The sequence below is a fragment of the Thiocapsa sp. genome, from assembly GCF_011390875.1.
GTDB lineage: Bacteria > Pseudomonadota > Gammaproteobacteria > Chromatiales > Chromatiaceae > Thiocapsa.
Genome location: NZ_JAABRP010000133.1, coordinates 1 through 14345, shown reverse-complemented (window position 1 = coordinate 14345; position 14345 = coordinate 1). Strand labels below are relative to the sequence as shown.

Sequence of the window (14345 nt, the reverse complement as noted above, 5' to 3'; positions counted from 1 at the left end):
GGGCGATCGGCAGCGAGGCCGCAGCGCGCGGGGATCGTACGGTCATGGTCGGACGTGACTGCCGCGCATCCAGTCCGGCCCTGACCAAAGCCCTGATCGCCGGGATTCGCGCCGCCGGGATCGACGTCGTCGACCTCGGCATCGCCCCGACGCCCATGGTCTATTTCGCCTGCTGCGAGGCCGGCCCCTGCGCCGGGGCGATCGTCACCGCCAGCCACAACCCGCCCGATTACAACGGGGTCAAGGTCGTCTTCGGCGGCGTGAGCGCGGATGCGGCGACGATTCAGGACCTGCGGCGGCGCATCCTGGAGGGCGACCTGACCAGCGGGGCCGGTGGCCTCATCGAGTGCGACATCTCCGAGCGCTACCGCGAGCGCATCGTCCGCGACATTCGTCTTGCCCGCCCCATGCGGCTGGTGCTGGATTGCGGCAACGCCACCGTTTCCGCGCTCGCGCCGGCCGTCTTTCGCGCGCTCGGCTGCGAGGTGATCGCGCTCGACTGCGACCCGGCCGCCGGGATGGGCGAACGTGTCCCGGATCCGGCCCGCCCCGAGTGTCTCCGGGTACTCTCGGAGCGGGTGGTACAAGACGGTGCCGATTTGGGCCTCGGGTTCGACGGCGACGGCGATCGCCTGGGCGTGATCGATGCCGGCGGCCGATTCATCGCCGCCGACCGGGTCCTCATGTGCCTCGCAGTCGATATCCTGACCCGACATCCGGGGAGCGAGATCATCTTCGACGTCAAATGCACGGGCCATCTCGCCGAGGTGATCCGTCGCGCGGGCGGTCGCCCGGTGCCGTGGCGCTCAGGGCATGCGCCGCTGAAGGCCCGGCTGCGCGAATCCGATGCACAGCTTGCCGGCGAGCTCAGCGGGCACATCATGCTCAAGGAGCGTTGGCTCGGCTTTGACGACGCACTCTATGCCGGCGCCCGGCTCTTGGAGATCCTGTCGCGCGATCCTCGCCCCACGGACGCGATCTTCCACACCTTCCCCGGCGGCATCGCCACACCCGAGCTGGCCTTGCCGTTGCCCGAGGGCGATGCCGAGCGGATCATGGCGCAGGTGACCCGGCTGGCCGATCGCGTCGAGGATCTCGCGGTGCAGACCATCGACGGTCTGCGTCTCGACGGCCCGGCCGCGTGGGGTCTGGTGCGCGCCTCGAACACCCTGCCCAAGCTGGTTTTTCGCTTCGAAGGCGACGACCCGGTCGCACTCCGTGCCATGCAGGAGCGGTTTCGCCTACTCATGGCCGAGGCCGCGCCCGGGCTTGCGCTGCCCTTCTGACCTCGTCCGACCCATTCCAACCCGAGCAACACCAAGCCATGTCCATCCTCAACGAACGTGCCCACACCATCGCCCATGTCCTGATCGAGGCGCTGCCCTATATCCGGCGCTTTCGCGGCAAGACTATCGTGATCAAGTACGGCGGCAACGCCATGGTGGACGAGACCCTCAAACAGGGCTTTGCACGCGATGTCGTCCTCATGAAGATGGTCGGGGTGAATCCCGTGATCGTGCATGGTGGCGGGCCGCAGATCGGCTCCCTGCTCAAACGACTCGGCAAGGCGAGCGAGTTCGTTCAAGGCATGCGGGTGACGGACGACGAGACCATGGACGTGGTCGAGATGGTTCTCGGCGGGTTGGTGAACAAAGAGATCGTCAACTTCATCAATCGACACGGCGGCTCGGCGGTCGGCCTCACCGGCAAGGACGGCGACCTGATCCGCGCGCGCAAGCTCCTGCTGCGCCGCGATGCGCCCGAGTTGGAGGCCACGGAGATCATCGACATCGGTCATGTCGGCGAGGTCGAGAGCGTGGATGCGGCCGTCGTCCATATGCTGGTCAAGGGCGACTTCATCCCGGTGATCGCGCCGATCGGCGTGGGCGAAGACGGCCGCTCCTACAACATCAATGCCGATCTGGTCGCGGGCAAGATCGCCGAGGTTCTGAAGGCGGAGAAATTGCTGCTGCTGACAAACACGGCCGGTCTGCTCGACGCAGAAGGCAACCTGATTCCGGAGCTGGACATCGGACGAGTCGAGACCCTGATCAAGGAAGGGGTGATCGCAGGCGGAATGTTGCCAAAGGTGCAGTGCGCGCTCGATGCGGTGAATGGCGGGGTGAAGTCCGCGCATATCATCGACGGGCGGGTCGAGCATGCCGTCATGCTCGATCTCTTCACGGACGAAGGTGTCGGAACCCTCATCCGCAGTCGCTGAGTCGGGAACAGCCTAAATCCCGTAGCGAGCCCGGTAGGCCCGCACGGCCTCGGCGAAGGCATCGAGCTCGGGCTGCTCGTCGAGGTAGGTCACGAGGTCGGTCAGCCCGACGATGCTGTAGACCGGGATGCCGAAGGTCGCGGTCACCTCGGCGACCGCCGAGCGTCCGTCCCGGCCTTGCTCCTGCCGATCGAGTGCGATCACCACGCCCGCCGGCTCGGCCCCGGAATCGCGGATGATCTGCACCGATTCACGCACCGAGGTGCCTGCGGTGATGACGTCGTCGATGATGAGGATGCGCCCGGCCAAGGGGCTGCCGACGATCAGACCGCCCTCGCCGTGATCCTTGACCTCCTTGCGATTGAAGGCGTAGGCGGTGTCGCGGCCGGACTGCGCGGCGAGCGCCATGCTGGTCGCCGCTGCCAGCGGGATGCCCTTGTAGGCCGGCCCGAACAGCACGTCGAAGGCCGGGGCGGCATCCAGGATGCAGCGCGCGTAGGCGCTCCCGAGCCGGGACAGCCGCTCGCCCGTGTTGAAGAGGCCGGCATTGAAGAAGTACGGGCTTTGGCGTCCGGACTTGAGCGTGAAATCGCCGAAGCGCAATGCGCCGATCTCGGCGGCGAAGGCCAAAAATTCGCGTTGGTAATCTTTCATACGGGTTTCCTTATCGAGCCGGCGAGCTGATTGGCGAACGCTATCAGCTAAACCGCGCCAGCTCCGACAGTTGTCGGAGCTGGCGCGGCCAAGCTAATCCAACAAACCACACATAGCGCACCGGGCGCAGTTCAAGACGAGGTACCGAGCATGATCGAGACACCGCCGGGGATCTACCTGACCGCCTTTCTGGTCGGCCTGCTGGGCGGCGTCCATTGTCTATCCATGTGTGGCGGCCTGGTGGGCTCCTTGACTCTGGGTCTGGATCCGCGGATCCGTCGCGACCCCTGGCTGATGCTGCCCTACCAGGTGACCTACAACCTGGCACGCATCGCCGGCTACGCCACCGCGGGCGCCTTGTTCGGTGGACTCGGCGCCCTGCTGCTCCAGCTCGACGCCTTTCAGGTCATGCAGCGTGTCCTGTACGGCCTCGCCGGGGTCGTGATGATCCTGCTCGGACTCTATCTCGGCGGCTGGTGGCGTCTCATCGCCGTGGTTGAACGTGCAGGCGCCGTGCTTTGGCGGCGTCTCGAGCCACTGGGTCGACGCGTGTTGCCGGTCCGCAAACCCATGCAGGCTGCGGCCCTAGGTTATCTCTGGGCCTGGATCCCCTGTGGTCTGGTCTACAGCGTCCTCATCACCGCGGTTGCCACCGGCAGCGTCATGGACGGTGCGCTCGTCATGCTGGCCTTCGGCGCCGGTACGCTCCCCAACCTCCTCGGCATCGGCCTCCTGGCCGGCGCTGCCGCGCGTATCTCGGAGCGCGCCTGGGTCAAGCAAGTCGCCGGGCTGTTGGTCATCGGCTTCGGCCTCTACGCCCTCTGGCAGCTCCGTTAAATCGCGCTCTTCAGTGATATCCCCCTTTATCAGATGGATCGGGGTCGTGCGCACTGGGAACGCCGGAGCTGGCGCGATTTAAGTATTTAAAAAATTTATTATCTTAAACCGCGTCAGCTGAAAGGTCTGATGGCGGCCACATGCGTTCGACTCAAGCTGAACCTCGCCTGTTGCAAGGAGACGCGGTTTAATCGGTGAAGAACTGCTGCTGCAGCTCGATCGCCGCGGGTTCTCCACCGGGCGGGGTGACCTGGATCTCGAAATCCACGATTTGGAGATTCGCGATCGGAAACTGGCCGACATAGGAGACGCCTTCACCGACACGGATCTCACGCATGGGGATCACACCTGCAGGCGTGTCGCCGGTACGTGCGGTGGCCTCGACGCGTGCGGGTACGTTTGCGCGCGTCCCGTCGGGGTGCGGCTTGACGACCGAGACGGTCAGCACGCCGTTGAGCTTGCTGCGCTGAATCCGGTAGAGATTCGCGATCTCGGGGTTGAGCGTCTCGGCCGTCATGGCGTTGGCGTAGATACTGTAGTCGCCTGCGACGACCGGGCCTTCGGCCCAAACGCTTTGAGCAGCGAGCAGTCCGGCGGCAATCAGGATCCCAAAGGTCCGTTGAATGATCATGATGAAACCTCGTTTGGCGGATGAGATGAACCACGTCCGTTGCGACATGCGTCATGAGCACGTGGGCTCGGACGCCCATGAATCAACGACCTTCCCGGCAGGTGCGGTTCAGAAGCGAGGAAAAAATCTCTAAACCGCGCTAAACCGCCTCCCGAGCGAAATGCATTGTTTTCGGATGGGCGCTGCCTCGCCGGATCCTTGAGCGTCGGAGCTGACGCGCATTAGCGCCAAGGCGGCAGGGTTGGTGCAGCATCGCGAGAGCCGGATGCAACAGGCCATGTCACTGCGAGCGCGGCTTAACGGGGATCGGGAATGTCCGCGGCGCTTGAATCCGCAGCCGCTTGTATCGCGATTGCTCGCCGCCGATCAAGGACACCTTGGACGGTGCGACGCCGAAGGCATCCGCGATGAACTTCCGAAGCGCCAAATTGCCCTTGCCCTCGACGGGCGGTGCCTTGATGGCGACCCGATAATGATCGCCTTCCGCTCCGATGAAGGCGTCCTTGGGTGCGCGCGGTTTCACGCGCAACGCCAGCTCCAAGTCATCGCCATTCCATCGGTACCAGGATCCGATGTCCATCCCGATTGCGTCGCCGTGCTCGAGCACGGCTTCAGAAGGGACTGCCGACCAGCCACTTCAGAGGCGGGATCAGCAGCATCTCGAGCAGGACCAAACCGATCATCACCACCATGGGCGAGAGGTCGATGCCGCCGATCGGCTGAATCATCCGTTGCGCCGGTCGCATGATCGGATCCGTCAGGCGGGTCAGCAGCGCGACCGCGGGGTTGTAAGGATCAGGATTGACCCAGCTCAGGATAACGCGGATCAGGATCCCGAACAGAAAGATGTTGATGAAGAGCTGGATGACTGCAGGTATCGCCCAACCCAGCGCGCCGAAGAGCGAGACGTTCAGCCCCAGCACTGCCACCAACAACGCCAGCTCGACGGACTTGAGCAGCCAGGCCAGCGCCAAGGCGGCCAGATCCATGCCGGCATAGCCCGGGATCACCTGGCGCAGCGGTCGCAGCACGGGCGAGGTCAGCTTGACCACGAACTGCGAGATCGGGTTGTAGAAATCAGCCCGCGCCCATTGCAGCAGGAAGCGGATCGCCACCAGGGTGATATAGAGCCCGAAGACGGTCTGGATCAGGAATACTGCGGGGTTGGTCAGATAGGAACCGCTCATGCTTGCTCCGACAGGCTCCGTGAGAGTTCGACCGCACGATCATGTGCGGCGTGCGCGGCGCGCTTCATCAGGGCGTGCAGATCGGCCTTGAGCAGGTGCTCGAGCGCACGTTCCGTCGTGCCGCCGGGTGAGGTCACACGCTCGCGCAGCTGCCCGGGCGTGTCCTCGCTCTCCACGGCCATCTTGGCCGCACCCAGCGCCGTTTGGATGGTCAGGAGCCTGGACGTTTCGGCGTCCAGCCCGAGCGAGATGCCGGCCTCTTCCAACGCCTCCATGAAGAGGAAGAAGTAGGCCGGACCACTCCCCGACAGGGCGGTCACCGCGTCGATTTGGACCTCGGTCTCGACCCAGCGGGTCAGGCCGACGGCACGCAAAATGGTCTCCGCACGATTACGGCCCTCCGCGCTCACCTCGGGACTGGCATGCAGCCCGATTGCGCCGGTTTGTACCATGGCCGGCGTGTTGGGCATGGCACGCACGACCGGCAAGGTTCCCCCGAGCCAGCGCTGAATCGTCTGCTCGGGTACGCCGGCCATGATGGAGATCACGAGCGGGGCATGCGCGGATGCGGCATCGGCGATCTCGGCACAGACCTGCCCGGCGAGCTGCGGTTTGACGCAGAGTACGAGTGTGTCGGCGTCGGCGAGCGCGTCTCGATTGTCGGCGAAGATCCGGACCCCGTAGCGGGTCTGCAGCATCCGGCGACGCTCCGGGCTGGGATCGGCCACTTGGAGCGAGTCCGGCGCATAGCCGTCGGCAACGAGACCGGCGATCAGGCTGGTGGCCATATTACCGCCACCGATAAAGGCAATCCTGGTTGTCGTCATGTCGAGCCCTAAAGAGATCGGAGGTTAAACCGCGCTCGGTGCGGTAGGCGTCGTTTTTTGGATTGGCTTGGCCGCGCCAGCTCCGACAACTGTCGGAGCTGGCGCGGTTTAAGGTATTAAAAAATATTAAATTTTAAACCGCGTCCTCACAAGGGTCCGGAAAAAACCTTGAGCCCGACACAACATGAAAATGACGTATTTCACTCTGGACTCGGCTTAAGAGGAACGATCACCCCGCATTATACGGCCGCGGCCCGAAGACTGCCGTGCCGACCCGGACCAGGGTCGCGCCTTCGAGGATCGCGGCCTCCAGATCGTCCGACATGCCCATCGACAGACACGCAAGCGGGCGGTTTGCGGTGGCCAGCCGATCGCGCAGCAGACGCAGGCCGCGAAACGGCTTGCGTTGAGCATCTTCGTCCTCGGCCGGTGCCGGGAGCGTCATGAGTCCGCGGACAACCAGGCCAGGCAGGGCCTCACAGGTCGCGATGAGGGCGGCAACCGCCTCCGGCTCGACACCGCCTTTGCTGGTCTCGCCGCTGACGTTGACCTGGATGCAGACCTTGAGCGGGGGCAGGTTGCTCGGACGTTGCTCGCTCAGGCGACGCGCGTGGGCCGAATCGGACAGGCCGTGGACCCAATCGAAACGGGCCGCGATCTGGCGGGTCTTGTTTGCCTGAATGCGGCCGATGAAGTGCCACTCGATATCGGGCAGGTCGGCGAGCAGGGCGATCTTCTCGATCGCCTCCTGCACATAGCTCTCGCCGAATGCCCGTTGACCGGCGGCGTAGGCCGCACGCACGGCCTCGGCGCCGTGGGTCTTGCTCACGGCAAGCAGCGCGACGCTGTCCGGCGGGCGCTGCGCGCGCTCGACGGCCGCGCGGATGCGGGCTTGAACCTCGAGCAGACGTTCCTGGATGCCGTCGTTGCCGATCGCCTCGTACGGTTCCATCGTCTGGGCCTTCAGACGTCGGCGTCCGCCGACTCCAAAAGGGCCTGCAGCGCACGCAGGGCCTGACCCCGGTGGCTCAGCCGGTTTTTGGTCTCCGGATCCAGCTCCGCGGAGCTGCATCCGTGCGTCGGCACCCAGAAGACGGGGTCGTACCCGAAGCCGTGCTCGCCACGCGGGGCGGCAAGGATCGAGCCCTCCCAGGTGCCCTGGCAGATGAGCGGTGTGGGATCGGCGGGATGGCGCAGGTAGACCAAGACACACTGGAATCGCGCGGTGCGTTTGGATTCGTCCACCCAGTCCAGGTCGGCCAGCAGCTTTTGCAGATTCGCGGTATCGGATGCGCCGGGTCCCGCATAGCGCGCGGAATAGATGCCGGGTGCGCCGTCGAGCGCATCGACTTCCAGGCCGGAATCGTCCGCAAGGGCGGGAAGATCGCTGTACCGCGCCGCGTGTCGCGCCTTGAGGATGGCGTTTTCCACAAAGGTCAACCCGGTCTCTTCGACGTCCGGCACGGCAAAATCACTCTGAGGGACCGCCTTGATGCGGGCGTTCAACAGCAGCTGATTGATCTCTCTAACCTTTCCGGGGTTGTTGCTGGCCAGGACGAGGGCTTCGCCGGCGTGCGGGATACTCATGCCATTCTCCTTGTCGACGGATCGGGTGCAAGCACCCCTGTCATGCGCCTTGCAGCGCGGCGCGCTGAGCGGTCTGGATCTCGCGGATGCCGGCGGCGCCGATCGCGATGAGAGCGTCGAGCTCGGCGCGGCTGAAGGGCACGCCCTCGGCGGTCCCTTGAAGCTCGACGAAGCGGCCTTCGCCGTCCATTACCAGATTCATGTCGGTCTCTGCGCCCGCATCCTCGGCATAATCGAGATCGAGTACCGCAACACCCTTCACGATGCCGACCGAGACGGCGGCGACCTGTGTGCGCAGCGGATCGGTCGCGATCTCTCCGCGTGCCAGCAGCCCGTCGATCGCGTCGCGCAAGGCGACCCAGGCCCCGGTGATGGACGCGGTACGGGTGCCCCCGTCGGCTTGCAGAACATCGCAGTCGAGCGTGATCGAGCGCTCCCCGAGAGCGCTCAGATCCATCGCCGCGCGCAGCGACCGACCGATCAGGCGCTGGATCTCGAGCGTGCGGCCGCCCTGCTTGCCGCGAGCCGCTTCGCGCGGACTGCGTGTATCGGTGGCGCGCGGGAGCATTCCGTATTCGGCGGTCACCCAGCCTTTGCCCTGGCCCCTCAGGAAGGGCGGCACCTGCGACTCCACGGATGCCGTGCAAAGCACGCGCGTCTCGCCGAACTCGACCAGCACGGAGCCCTCCGCGTGGCGGGTGAAGCCGCGTGTCAGTCGGATCGGGCGCAGCTCGTCGGGGCGGCGCCCGGACGGCCGCACGAGGGCGGTTGTAGAGGTGTCTGTCATGGCATGCTCGATCTCGAAACCGGAACGGGTGTGGTGTGGCGGGACTAGTCGGATTCGCTCGGCAGCGTGCGCGAAACCGTGTCCGGACTGTGAGCAACCTCGTCGAGGACCGCCGCGAGGAGCTCTCCGGCATCCTGTGGACGATCGCCGATCTCCATCGACATCGACCAATCGACCAGCCTGAGTAAGGCGAAAGGATACCGGGTTTTCAGCTCCTCCGTGGCCGGAATCAGGGTCTCTTCCTTTCGACGCTCGGGAGCGGGAGGCGGCGTGCGTCCTTCCATGCAGGCGCGGATGCTGGCCCCGACCGCGTAGACGTCCGTCCAAGGGCCGACCTGACCGTCGCGCATGTACTGCTCGATCGGCGAATAACCAGCGGTGACGACATGTCCGCCACGTGCGCGGCTCTTCGCCAAGGGGTGCACGGCGCCGAGATCGAGCAGCATGGGTCGGTTGCCGTGCCTCAGATGGATATTCCCGGGTTTGACGTCGAGATGAACCATGCAATGGCGATGCAACAGCGAGAGGGCATCGAGGACCGGGATGAAGACATCGAGGATGAAGGTCGTACTGAGGCCGCCGTGCCTTGACTGGACATAGGCACCGAGATTGCGACCCCGCTCGTTGGGCATGACCAGATAGCCCGTGTCGTTGGCGAGGAAGAAGTCCAACACCCTGACGATCGAAGGGTGTTTCACGGAAGCGAGGGCCTTTACTTCCTGAAAGAACAGCTTGCGCCCCTGATAGAGATTCTCGGCGAGCTGCGGCTCGCTCGCCATCACGCGTCGGGCACTGTCGCGCCGCGCGATCTTCTTCGGCATGTATTCCTTGATGACGACCTCTTCGCCCGAGTCCTCGTCATAGGCCAGGTAGATGAGACTGAACCCGCCCTGCGCGATCGTCTTCACGACGCGATAAGGACCCAACAAGGTGCCGGCGGGAAGGCTGTCTCGGGCGACGGCCATGATGGTCTGTGTCGGTCTCCGTTCAGGGTTCGGCGGCACGCAGCCGGCCGCGGGCGAGTCAAACACTCGGGGCGGAATCCTGCGCCCGCGCGCGAAACAAGGCAACGTCTACCGAGACGCATCGGTCGCATCGTGCTTTTCGCCGTTGCGTCGGGCAGGTCGACCCGGATAATGGTCGTCCCGAGTCCGGATCCATGCGAGAGGTCGCACGCACTCGGTCTCGCTGCCGCTCGATGCGCCCGAGCGCCGACGCCCACATCGCGCCCCACATCACCACCCAAGGTACGACTCCATGATCAAAAGTATGACGGCCTTCGCGCGCGAGTCGCGCTGCGGTGATTTCGGCGAGCTGATCTGGGAGCTGCGGGCCGTCAACCACCGTTATCTCGAACCGCACCTGCGGCTGCCCGAGGAACTGCGCGCGCTCGAAACCAGCGTGCGCACCCGCCTGGCCGCGCGTGTGCAACGCGGTAAGCTCGACTGCAACCTGCGCTATGTTCCGGCCGTCGGTCTCACCGGAAGTCTGCGGGTCAACGGTGCCTTCGTCGAGCAGCTCCTCGCAGCAGGGCAGGAGGTCGGCGCCATCATCGGCCGTGGGGTCGAGCCCTCGCCCTTCGAGCTGCTGCGCTGGCCCGGCGTGCTCCAAGAGCAGGACCGCGATCTGGACGAGGTGACGGCCGCCGCGCTCGATCTGCTGGAGCGCGCCATCGACACCCTGCTCGCGACCCGCGAGCGCGAGGGCGAGCGCCTCGAGCGACTGCTGGTCGATCGCTGCGATCGCCTGCAGGAGAGCGTGGTGCGCGTCCGTGCCCGGATGCCCGAGGTGATGACGAGTGTGCGACGACGTCTTGCGGATCGACTCGCCGAGCTGCGCGCCGAGCTGGATCCTGCCCGTTTGGAACAGGAGATGGCCCTGGTCGCGGCCCGCCTGGATGTGGACGAGGAGATGGACCGCCTCGAGGCCCACGTCGCCGAGGTCCGCGATGTGCTCAAACGCCGTGAGCCGGTCGGGCGCCGCCTGGATTTTCTCATGCAGGAGCTCAACCGCGAGGCCAACACCCTGGGCTCCAAGTCGGCCGATGTCGATGTCACCCGCGAGGCGGTCGAGATGAAGGTCCTGATCGAGCAGATGCGCGAGCAGGTTCAGAATCTGGAATAACTCGGCGCTTCCGAGCGTCGCCTCGAGGCTCGGACCGCGATCACCGAAAGCGGTCCGTGGGAGCCCGACGATCCGGTCTCGTGCGTTTTCCGAGAGCGCAGAACCAAGAAACCGAATCCCTACACAGGCGGACCCCTGCCTCGTCGCAGGGTCCGTCGGTTGGAACAACCCCGAGCACTATCTCTTTGGCAACGCCTCGGCGGGAGGGCTATTGGCGGTCATCGGGTCGAGAAAATCGATCAGCGCCTTGAACCCCCCTTCCAGGATGAAGACTCGATCAAAACCGATATGGCGCAACGCCGTGCCTGCTGCTGCGGCCCGGATTCCGGATTTGCAGAGGATCACGACCGTGCGGTCCGTCGGAATCCGTTCGAGATTTGCCGGGAGAAAGAGCTCATTGAGCGGAATGCTCAGATGGCCCGGCAGCACGGTACTGAACACCTTGGCCTCCGCCGGGGTGCGGATATCGATCGTGGTCACCGGTTCGTCCCACTTGATCATATTCATGAAGGCTTCGGGCTTGAGGCAGTGCAGTCCCTTGCCGGTCTGTGCGCCTTCCGCCGGTGCGAAGAGTTTGGCGTAGCTGTCGGCGAGATTCGCGTCATAGGTCCAGCCCGTCGTGCCGAATCCGAACAGAAGCACGAACGCGGACATCAAGGCGATAGAACGAGCTCGAGACATGGCGCACCTCCTGACGTTGTTGATCAATGCCTGCATATAAGCATATTCAGGAACATTGATAATTCTCGGCACATAGAGGGTTGCGCTGAGCCACATCAACTTGTTCGATGATTTTCCGGAATGGCTCAAGTCCCTTTGCGGTTTGTCATGGCGATGGCGACCGCCGCCGGCCATCGGACTCCTTGAGTGGCCAGGGTTGATCACCCAGAGTCGCGGTGCATGCGAGGGTCCGTGCGTGACGCCCTTCGGGCAGGTGCTTGGGGTGGCCGACGCGGCGCAGGCGCTCCAACTGTGCCTCGCGCTGCGTGCACCCTGAGCGCAGCTTCGTCGACTTGGCGAGCGGGGAAGTAGCGGTGTCGCGGGACTCGCCGCACGACAGTTTGAAGCAGTGCGTCGGCATCACCTACCAATGTGTCGGATACGCTCGGCTATGGTGGATGAAGAACCGCTCCCTGACCTTCGGCGACGTGGACATGGCCTACGACATTCTCTATCCGACCGAGGCAACCGATCCGCGCACCGGCGAGATCGTGCCATTGGGGCGCTCGTTCAACGGAACCGCGCGCCACCCGCCCGAGCGTGGCGATCTGGTGATCTATCTCGCCGATCGCGAGGATCAGGAATGGCGCGCCGGGCATGTCGCCGTGGTCGTCGACGTGGACCGCGAACAGGGTCTGGTCGCGCTGGCCGAGGAGAACTACGACAACCGGCCTTGGGAGAATCCGCAAGCCTTCGCGCGGCGCATCCAGTTGTTCGAGATCAACGGCCGCTTCACGCTGCTGGATGTCGAGCCAAACAGCCGCTCCAGAGCCGATGGCGGTCGTATCGCCGGATGGGTGTATCCGGTGCACTGAGTATTCCCAAACAGCCCGCGGCTGCAGCACGCCCCGGATCGATCGCCCCACCGCTCGCTGAGCGACCCAACCGCAGGGCGGTGATGGCGCGGTTTCCGTAGAGGGTCGCGGTGATGCGGCGGGGCGCGAAGCGCTGTGGTCGGCGTGATGGCCTATAGTCCGAAGGACTTCATCCGGAGGTTGCGCGAGTCGCGCAAGGGCGCCGCCGGGCTGTCCGGCCGTCCGCGCCGCAGTCCGGGAAAGGGCACTCGGCGTCTCCGCCCTTCACGGTGCCTTTCGCGTGCTCGGCCGCATTGCTGACGATCTCGAAATCGCAGATTCGGCCAGCGGTACTCGGCCCATCACCTAACCGTGGTGTGAGACGTACGCCAGTTCCGCTCGACGCTAAACGCCAATTTGGCGACAGGGGGATTAGACCGTCGCAGTAGGGGCAGGTGATGGTTCGAGCCCAGAGGTAGGTCGTGTCGACTTGTACGGGCGCGAAGGTTTGAGGAAAAAAGGCGGTCTGGCGAGCCTCGACCTCTGCCCTCCAAGTCTGGCTAAGCCGAAGAAACTCCTGATGAACGTGGAGTCCAAACCGAAGAGGCCAATCAACGGTTGCGCGGAGGATAAGAGCCGCGACCGGATTCAGATCGGTGGCCGCGGTGTTGAGGTTGAGTCGCGTGGCTTCAAACGGGATGCTGCCCCCGCCTGCTGTTGGGTCCAAAACACTGGGTCATCAATGCCAAGCCGACGAGCCTCATAACAGAACCATTCCAGATCGTCTTTGCCGGGTAAATGGCCAAAGGCTCTTGTGTACCCGTAAGGGTCGTCAACGCGGATACCGTTCCGGACAGCTCGGTCCATGTCCGCCCGAGCCGCAACCGGATCTCCATGAATCCCCAGCACCCGCATGAACCGCTCCCGATCCGCATCGGCCGGCAGCAGGGCGGCCAGAATCGCGGCGCGGGAAGCGACCTGCGGGTGGCACGCCCACCAGACGTGCAGGCGGTTAGGCGCCGGGAAGGGCGTCATGGGGGTGCGCTCGCGCGGGCCCTCCAGGCCGATCTCGGCGATGGGCAGCCAGGTCTCGATCAGGCGGATGGTCATAAGAGTGTCGGATGGGCCGGCAAATGGATCGGTAAATGGCTGCGAGCCATTGATGCGCCATTTCGGCCCGCGAAATGGCTCAGCGAAAGGAATTGCGCGTTTCTCGCCCTCATTTTACGCCCGTCCAGCGATACTGGGCGCCACGGCCGCTTCCGGGCTCGGCGATTTCCGCGACCTGTCCGGGACAGGTCTGCGCGAATGCACCTCGGGATGTTGGCGGAGCGGTCGTCGAAATCCACCGCTGGACCGCAGCCGGCGAGCGCCTCGGGGCGGAGAGCGTGGAATCCGGGATCGCGAGGGTCAAGTTCGGCATGAGGTCTCCGATGCTTTGCGTTAAACTTCGGGGCGTTGTCTCTGCTTATCCTGCCGGTCGTTGGCCGGCGATCAAAGCCTGCGGGCTCGCACACATGCTCATTACCTACGAACGCGACAAACTGGTCAACGCCATCCTGTACTTCGCCCACAAGACGAAACACTTGGGCAAGATCAAGCTGTTCAAGCTGCTGTATCTGCTCGACTTCGAGCACTTTCGGCAAACCGGGCGCAGCGTGACCGGGCTGGACTATCAAGCCTGGAAGTACGGCCCCGTGCCGGTGGAGGTTATGCAGGAGTGGGACGACCCGGAGCCTGATCTGGCAGCCGCGATTCGGATCCGGCCTGAGCCGGTGATTGACTATGTTCGCGAGACTGTGGTGCCCTTGGTCGCCTTCGACGACAGCCACTTCACCAAGCGCGAGCTTCGCATCATGGACGAGCTGGCGGCTCGCTATCTCGATACCTTTTCGCCGGCAATGATCGATGTCACCCATGCCGAGAACGGAGCCTGGGCCAAGATTTGGCAGGACGGCAGAGGCATGAGCGAGGCG

The 14345-nt window shown here is 64.5% G+C and carries 17 protein-coding genes; 6 read left to right on the top strand and 11 right to left on the bottom strand.

Features of this window, described 5'->3' with window-relative positions:
* On the top strand, positions 1 to 1286 hold a 1286-nt coding region (locus GPT33_RS12000; RefSeq protein ID WP_296809257.1), incomplete at its 5' end, for a phosphomannomutase/phosphoglucomutase.
* Between the two features lie 38 nt (positions 1287 to 1324).
* Positions 1325 to 2221, top strand: a complete 897-nt coding sequence (argB, locus tag GPT33_RS11995) for an acetylglutamate kinase (protein ID WP_296809255.1) — start codon at positions 1325 to 1327, stop codon at positions 2219 to 2221.
* Positions 2222 to 2233: 12 nt separating this feature from the next.
* On the opposite strand, the gene pyrE is transcribed toward argB, so the two are convergent.
* Positions 2234 to 2875, bottom strand: a complete 642-nt coding sequence (pyrE, locus tag GPT33_RS11990) for an orotate phosphoribosyltransferase (protein ID WP_296809253.1) — start codon at positions 2873 to 2875, stop codon at positions 2234 to 2236.
* A 150-nt stretch (positions 2876 to 3025) separates the two neighbouring features.
* On the opposite strand from pyrE, the gene GPT33_RS11985 reads away from it, so the two are divergent.
* Positions 3026 to 3712, top strand: a complete 687-nt coding sequence (locus GPT33_RS11985; RefSeq protein ID WP_296809252.1) for a sulfite exporter TauE/SafE family protein — start codon at positions 3026 to 3028, stop codon at positions 3710 to 3712.
* 187 nt (positions 3713 to 3899) lie between these two features.
* Here the strand turns inward: GPT33_RS11985 and GPT33_RS11980 are convergent, their stop codons facing one another.
* The 8 genes from GPT33_RS11980 to GPT33_RS11945 form a co-directional block, all read right to left on the bottom strand.
* Positions 3900 to 4343: a DUF4426 domain-containing protein gene (locus GPT33_RS11980; RefSeq protein WP_296809249.1), complete on the bottom strand. Its 444-nt coding sequence runs from the start codon at positions 4341 to 4343 to the stop codon at positions 3900 to 3902.
* Between the two features lie 280 nt (positions 4344 to 4623).
* The gene (locus GPT33_RS11975; RefSeq protein ID WP_296809248.1) at positions 4624 to 4923 is read right to left on the bottom strand and encodes a DUF167 family protein; all 300 of its coding nucleotides are present in this window, start codon (positions 4921 to 4923) and stop codon (positions 4624 to 4626) included.
* A 31-nt stretch (positions 4924 to 4954) separates the two neighbouring features.
* Positions 4955 to 5530 carry a YggT family protein gene (locus GPT33_RS11970; protein WP_296809245.1) on the bottom strand — a complete coding sequence of 192 codons (576 nt, stop codon included), beginning with the start codon at positions 5528 to 5530 and terminating at the stop codon, positions 4955 to 4957.
* Entirely contained in the window at positions 5527 to 6357 is an 831-nt protein-coding gene (gene proC / locus GPT33_RS11965) for a pyrroline-5-carboxylate reductase (protein WP_296809243.1), read from the bottom strand. Before proC ends, GPT33_RS11970 begins: the two co-directional genes overlap by 4 nt.
* Before the next feature lie 229 nt (positions 6358 to 6586).
* Positions 6587 to 7309, bottom strand: a complete 723-nt coding sequence (locus GPT33_RS11960; RefSeq protein WP_296809240.1) for a YggS family pyridoxal phosphate-dependent enzyme — start codon at positions 7307 to 7309, stop codon at positions 6587 to 6589.
* Positions 7310 to 7320: 11 nt separating this feature from the next.
* Positions 7321 to 7944 (bottom strand): RdgB/HAM1 family non-canonical purine NTP pyrophosphatase, encoded by a 624-nt coding sequence (gene rdgB / locus GPT33_RS11955; RefSeq protein ID WP_296809237.1) that lies wholly within the window; start codon positions 7942 to 7944, stop codon positions 7321 to 7323.
* 40 nt (positions 7945 to 7984) lie between these two features.
* Complete coding sequence (gene rph, locus GPT33_RS11950) at positions 7985 to 8704, bottom strand: ribonuclease PH (protein ID WP_296809259.1); 720 nt, start codon at positions 8702 to 8704, stop codon at positions 7985 to 7987.
* 71 nt (positions 8705 to 8775) lie between these two features.
* Positions 8776 to 9696, bottom strand: coding sequence for a serine/threonine-protein kinase (locus GPT33_RS11945; protein ID WP_296809234.1), 921 nt, complete (start codon positions 9694 to 9696; stop codon positions 8776 to 8778).
* Positions 9697 to 9988: 292 nt separating this feature from the next.
* On the opposite strand from GPT33_RS11945, the gene GPT33_RS11940 reads away from it, so the two are divergent.
* Positions 9989 to 10855: a YicC/YloC family endoribonuclease gene (locus GPT33_RS11940; RefSeq protein WP_296809232.1), complete on the top strand. Its 867-nt coding sequence runs from the start codon at positions 9989 to 9991 to the stop codon at positions 10853 to 10855.
* A 177-nt stretch (positions 10856 to 11032) separates the two neighbouring features.
* Here GPT33_RS11940 and GPT33_RS11935 read toward each other — a convergent pair whose 3' ends face one another.
* Complete coding sequence (locus GPT33_RS11935) at positions 11033 to 11710, bottom strand: rhodanese-like domain-containing protein (protein WP_296809229.1); 678 nt, start codon at positions 11708 to 11710, stop codon at positions 11033 to 11035.
* A gap of 263 nt (positions 11711 to 11973) precedes the next feature.
* On the opposite strand from GPT33_RS11935, the gene GPT33_RS11930 reads away from it, so the two are divergent.
* The gene (locus GPT33_RS11930) at positions 11974 to 12390 is read left to right on the top strand and encodes a CHAP domain-containing protein (RefSeq protein WP_296809226.1); all 417 of its coding nucleotides are present in this window, start codon (positions 11974 to 11976) and stop codon (positions 12388 to 12390) included.
* Between the two features lie 627 nt (positions 12391 to 13017).
* Here the strand turns inward: GPT33_RS11930 and GPT33_RS11925 are convergent.
* Complete coding sequence (locus GPT33_RS11925; protein ID WP_296809223.1) at positions 13018 to 13479, bottom strand: DUF1156 domain-containing protein; 462 nt, start codon at positions 13477 to 13479, stop codon at positions 13018 to 13020.
* A gap of 407 nt (positions 13480 to 13886) precedes the next feature.
* Here GPT33_RS11925 and GPT33_RS11920 point away from each other — a divergent pair.
* On the top strand, positions 13887 to 14345 hold a 459-nt coding region (locus tag GPT33_RS11920; protein WP_296809218.1), incomplete at its 3' end, for a Panacea domain-containing protein.

Bases quoted from the DNA above. Each gene is read 5' to 3' on its own strand.
- argB (WP_296809255.1), top strand. From the start codon at position 1,325: ATGTCCATCCTCAACGAACGTGCCCACACCATCGCCCATGTCCTGATC.
- pyrE (WP_296809253.1), bottom strand. From the start codon at position 2,875: ATGAAAGATTACCAACGCGAATTTTTGGCCTTCGCCGCCGAGATCGGC.
- GPT33_RS11985 (WP_296809252.1), top strand. From the start codon at position 3,026: ATGATCGAGACACCGCCGGGGATCTACCTGACCGCCTTTCTGGTCGGC.
- GPT33_RS11980 (WP_296809249.1), bottom strand. From the start codon at position 4,343: ATGATCATTCAACGGACCTTTGGGATCCTGATTGCCGCCGGACTGCTC.
- GPT33_RS11975 (WP_296809248.1), bottom strand. From the start codon at position 4,923: ATGGACATCGGATCCTGGTACCGATGGAATGGCGATGACTTGGAGCTG.
- GPT33_RS11970 (WP_296809245.1), bottom strand. From the start codon at position 5,530: ATGAGCGGTTCCTATCTGACCAACCCCGCAGTATTCCTGATCCAGACC.
- proC (WP_296809243.1), bottom strand. From the start codon at position 6,357: ATGACGACAACCAGGATTGCCTTTATCGGTGGCGGTAATATGGCCACC.
- GPT33_RS11960 (WP_296809240.1), bottom strand. From the start codon at position 7,309: ATGGAACCGTACGAGGCGATCGGCAACGACGGCATCCAGGAACGTCTG.
- rdgB (WP_296809237.1), bottom strand. From the start codon at position 7,944: ATGAGTATCCCGCACGCCGGCGAAGCCCTCGTCCTGGCCAGCAACAAC.
- GPT33_RS11945 (WP_296809234.1), bottom strand. From the start codon at position 9,696: ATGGCCGTCGCCCGAGACAGCCTTCCCGCCGGCACCTTGTTGGGTCCT.
- GPT33_RS11940 (WP_296809232.1), top strand. From the start codon at position 9,989: ATGATCAAAAGTATGACGGCCTTCGCGCGCGAGTCGCGCTGCGGTGAT.
- GPT33_RS11935 (WP_296809229.1), bottom strand. From the start codon at position 11,710: ATGGCCGGCGGCGGTCGCCATCGCCATGACAAACCGCAAAGGGACTTG.
- GPT33_RS11930 (WP_296809226.1), top strand. From the start codon at position 11,974: ATGAAGAACCGCTCCCTGACCTTCGGCGACGTGGACATGGCCTACGAC.
- GPT33_RS11925 (WP_296809223.1), bottom strand. From the start codon at position 13,479: ATGACCATCCGCCTGATCGAGACCTGGCTGCCCATCGCCGAGATCGGC.